This window comes from Novosphingobium rosa NBRC 15208 (assembly GCF_001598555.1).
In the GTDB taxonomy this organism is placed as follows: Bacteria; Pseudomonadota; Alphaproteobacteria; order Sphingomonadales; family Sphingomonadaceae; genus Novosphingobium; species Novosphingobium rosa.
In genome coordinates, this window is record NZ_BCZE01000153.1 from 1 (window position 1) to 4147 (window position 4147).

The 4147-nt window shown below is 61.9% G+C and carries 2 protein-coding genes and 1 pseudogene; all 3 read right to left on the reverse strand.

All coding sequences use genetic code 11. The features are described from left to right. Positions 1-515: glycosyl hydrolase (locus tag SR3_RS30020; protein ID WP_281198756.1), on the reverse strand; the 515-nt coding region annotated here is incomplete at its 3' end. 152 nt (positions 516-667) lie between these two features. Further along, positions 668-3319 (reverse strand): TonB-dependent receptor plug domain-containing protein, encoded by a 2652-nt coding sequence (locus tag SR3_RS30025; RefSeq protein ID WP_068095032.1) that lies wholly within the window; start codon positions 3317-3319, stop codon positions 668-670. A 603-nt stretch (positions 3320-3922) separates the two neighbouring features. Further along, positions 3923-4147 (reverse strand): annotated as a pseudogene (locus SR3_RS32050) (formimidoylglutamate deiminase); the annotation flags it as partial.

The following is a 4147-nucleotide window of genomic DNA, read 5'->3' on the forward strand; positions in this document are numbered from 1 at the left end:
GGCGGGGTCGCCAGAGTGATCGGGCCTTTCCCGCCGCTGACGCGGGTCTCGCTCCACACCAGCTTCTTCATGCCGGATTCGGGCGCCACCCAGGGGCCGCCGGTCTCGCTCCAACCGGGAGCGGCCGCCATGGCGAATTCCAGACCCAACCGGTCGGCCTCGCTGGCGGCATAGTGCAGATCGTCCAGCCACTCGGGCGTCAGCGCCTTGACGCGGTGCGGCACGACCCGCGGCGCGCCCATATCGCCATCGAACATCTGCAGGCCCGCGATGCCGACGCTTTTCATCCATGCCATATCGGCATGGATGCCCTCCTTGGCGATGTTGCCGCTCAGCCAGTGCCACCAGACGCGCGGGCGGGCGCTTTCGGGCGGATCGCGGAACTGGCTGGCCAGCGTGTCGCCCGCAGGCGCATCCTCCGCATAGAGCGGCACGGCCATGGCCAGCGTGCTGGCGGCAAGGCCAAGCCAGAACCGCGACAGGCGGGGGGAACGCGGGCGGAGAGGATGGCGCATCAGAAGATCCCGAAAAAGCGGCCGGAGGGCAGGGCCGGAAACATCAGAAAAAAACCTGCCCCGGTAAAGGGGCAGGCACAGGGAGGAACATGGCAGACATAACGCGGGAAGGGCCCCGGGGAGAGGAGAAGCGGGGCCCTTCCGCACGACCGTCAGAACTGCTTGTTGAGCGCCAGCGACACCACCCGACCCAGCGCCGAGGCATTGGTGTTGTCGAAGGTGGCATAGGTCTGCCCCGACAGCGCGTTGTAGAACAGCGGCGGCGCCTTGTTGAAGATGTTGGTCACATCGAGCGCAAGGCGCGTGTCCTTGGCCAGACCTTCGCCATCCAGCTTCCAGCCGGCATGCAGATCAAAGGTGGTGTTGCTGGCAACCTTCTGGTTCTGATAATTGGTGTTGGTGTAGCCAGCGGTATAATTGCCGAACACGGCGACATCATAGGGACCGTTGGCCCAGTTCACATGGGCTCGGGTCTTCAGCTTGGGCGCATAGGCAGTGCCCAGGCGGTCGTAATTGGTCCCGGCGGCGTAGATCAACTGGTCGAAGCGCAGCAGCCAGCTGCCCGCGATGCCGACATTCAGATTGTTCTGACCCAGCGAGAAAGCATAGCTCAGATCGTAATCGATGCCGCCGATCTTCTGGCGGGCAAAGTTCTGGCGGCGCAGATCGTAGATCGCGGTGGGCAGCGTGGTGACATCGGGGTAGACCAGACCGTCATGACGCATGCCCGCCGTGGCCGCCGTCACCTGAGCGGCGGTGGGGTTGTAGGTGCGATAGACGTTCCACACCGGATTGCTGTCGGTCACCGGCGAGAAGGACGGGAAGGAGATCACGTTCTTGTAGTCGATGTTGAAGTAGGTCAGCGACAGCTTCAGCCCCGGCACCGCCACCGGCTTGATGTCGGCGCCGAAAGACAGCGTGCGGGCGGTTTCCGGCTTCAGCTTGTTGCCGCCGGCCAGCACGATCGAATAGGCGCCCGGATTGCTCGAACCGGTGAAGTCGGCGAAGCGGATCGCGCGGGTGTCGATCGCGGTGCCGGAGTCAGCCAGGCTGGGCGCGTGGAACGAGGTGCCGAAGCTGCCACGCAGCGTCACGCCACGGATCGGATCCCAATTGGCGCCGACCTTGGGGTTGAAGGTGCCGCCCACGTCCGAATAGTGATCGTAACGGCCCGAGACCACCACATCCAGCTTCTGGATGCCGCCGCGCGCGTTCTGGGCGCTGAAGAAGGGGAAGAACAGTTCGGCGAAACCCGAAACCGCGGTCCGCTCACCCAGCGAATTGGTGGTGTATGGGCTGCCCCAGGGGCCCAGACCATAGCGGGCATCGAAGGAGTCATGCTTCACATCGAAGCCGACCGCCGCCTTGGCCGCGCCGCCGCCCAGATTGAACATGCTGCCGTCCGCCTTGATCAGGCCTTCGGTCACCTGCTGCTTGCCGCGATAATGCGAGACGTAATTGCCGATCTGGTTGATCAGATCCTGGCTGTTGGCCGCGCCCACGCCGTAGGGGTTGAAGGTGCCTGCGGTCACCGCCTGCTGCAGCAGCGTCTGGTTGATGCCGGGCTGATAGGTGTTGTCGATCTCGCGACCGTAATTGAAATCGACCGAGCCCTTCCAGTCGGAGAACAGCTTGGCCTCGATGCCGACATTGCTCGACCAGGTGTCGGTGGTGATGCGGTTGTTCACCGTGGGGCCGAAATCATTCGTGCCGTTGTAGGTGACGGTCTGCGTACCGGCGGGTACGCCCAGTCCCTGCACGTAATTGTAATAGGCGCCGCTGTTGACCGTGACGGCCAGACCGCCATTGGCGGCATTGTTGCCCGAAATCGCCACCTTGTTGGTGATGGCGCGCGCCGAATAGAGCGAGCGGGCATGCAGCTCGATACCGTCACCCAGTTCCTGATGGAAGTAGATCAGGCCCTGATGACGATGCTGTTCGGGATAAAGATCCTCATTCTTGTTGAGGTCGCAGCTGTTGGTGCCAAGGCGCGCGCCTGTGGCCGAGAGCGCATAGGTCGCGCCGCCCACGGTGACATTGGCCGGGCTGCACAGCGTGGAGTTGCTGACCGGCTGATACCACGAGCGGTTGGTACCGTTTACATTCGTGTTCGACGAATATTCGTAGACGGCGTAAAAACCACCCGTCGACCAGTTCTTGCCCAGCGCGGCATGGGCATTGTAAGTGCGGTAATTGTCACCGAAACCGGTGCGGCCACCGGCCTCGAAGCCTTCGATCTTCTTGCGCAGGCGGAAGTTGATGACGCCCGCGACAGCATCCGAACCATAGACCGAGGATGCACCGTCAGCGACCACCTCGACGCGCTCGATGGCCGATTGCGGCACGGCGCTGGGGTCGGGCGCGGTCTGGTTGATGCCCGCGCCGGGCAGGCGCAGACCGTCGAGCAGCACCAGGGTCAGGCCGCCGCCGCCATTGCCCACGCCGATGCCATGGATGGCGGGCTGGTCGACGAAATTGGCCTGATTCTGGCCGTTGTTGTTGCCCGAGCTGCCGAAAGCGCCCACCGAGGGCACCGAACGCAGCAGTTCGGTCACCGTGCTGGCACCGGTCTTTTCCATTTCGGTGCGCGAGAGATTGGTGATCGGCGAGCCCGTCGGCGCGACGCCGCGGATGCTCGAGCCGGTCACCACGATGTCGGCGCTGCCCTTGGCTTCGGGAGCGGCCTGCCCGGCCGCCTGCGGCGCGGCGGCATCGCTGCCCTGCGCAGCCTGAGCCATAACCGGCAAAGCTGCGAACTGCGCAGCACCGGAAAGAAGAATTCCGGACATCATCTTGATATTCATGACCACCCCTCAAACTCTATTTCTATTTAGTTTGATCAACGATGTTTGATGAGATGAATTAAAAACCACAAAGGTTATTTAATTTCACCTTTCAACATCACCCTGCGTCGCGACCATCTCTTGCAGGACGGTTCGTGATGAACCAGGCGGTTAAAACGATCGGTCGTCAGCGTCAAGGATGTTCCATCATAGAGATGTCGATCTCATATTTTGGGATGTCGTAAAAATTCCCTCTATGAACGGCCAAGCCGCCGTCTCTGGAATTTCGGCATATTTTAGATTATCTATTTGTTTTTAAATAATTTTAAAAACAAAAGCCCCTGCCCGTCAGAAAGAACGGACTGAGCGATGCTGTGGTCAAGCCGCGCAACCGGAGGACATCTTCGCCAAAGCAGCGGCCCAAAGCATACGTATTCCCGCCAAGGGTCGTGCAAGCAGAAAAACCGATAACTCCAACTAATATAGTCGCTTTGTCACCCCGCTCGGCAAAATCGATTCCCAATCTCGAAGCTCAATCAGCAAATTTGAGGTCGATAGATTTTACCGATTCATTCGCCTGACCGGATCAGACGTGAAGCGAGGCGCCGTCCTTTGGATCGGAACTCACACCAGCCGGGCGAGCGCGGCGCGGTAGCGCGCCTCGACCATCGCGCGGTCATGGTGCCATCCCTGCGTCACCAGCCGGCGACCACGGCGCCAAACGCCATCAATCGCGCCGCGCCCCGCCGCGAAGATCCAGCCATCGGCCAGCGCCGCCCCATGGCGCGCGGCCAGCGAGGGGTGCTGCGCCGAAAGGGTGACAAAATCGGCGGGAGCACCCGCCGCCAG

What these genes read in the sequence shown, in the direction of transcription:
- SR3_RS30025 (WP_068095032.1), bottom strand. Translation starts at nt 3,319, where the DNA reads ATGAATATCAAGATGATGTCCGGAATTCTTCTTTCCGGTGCTGCGCAG.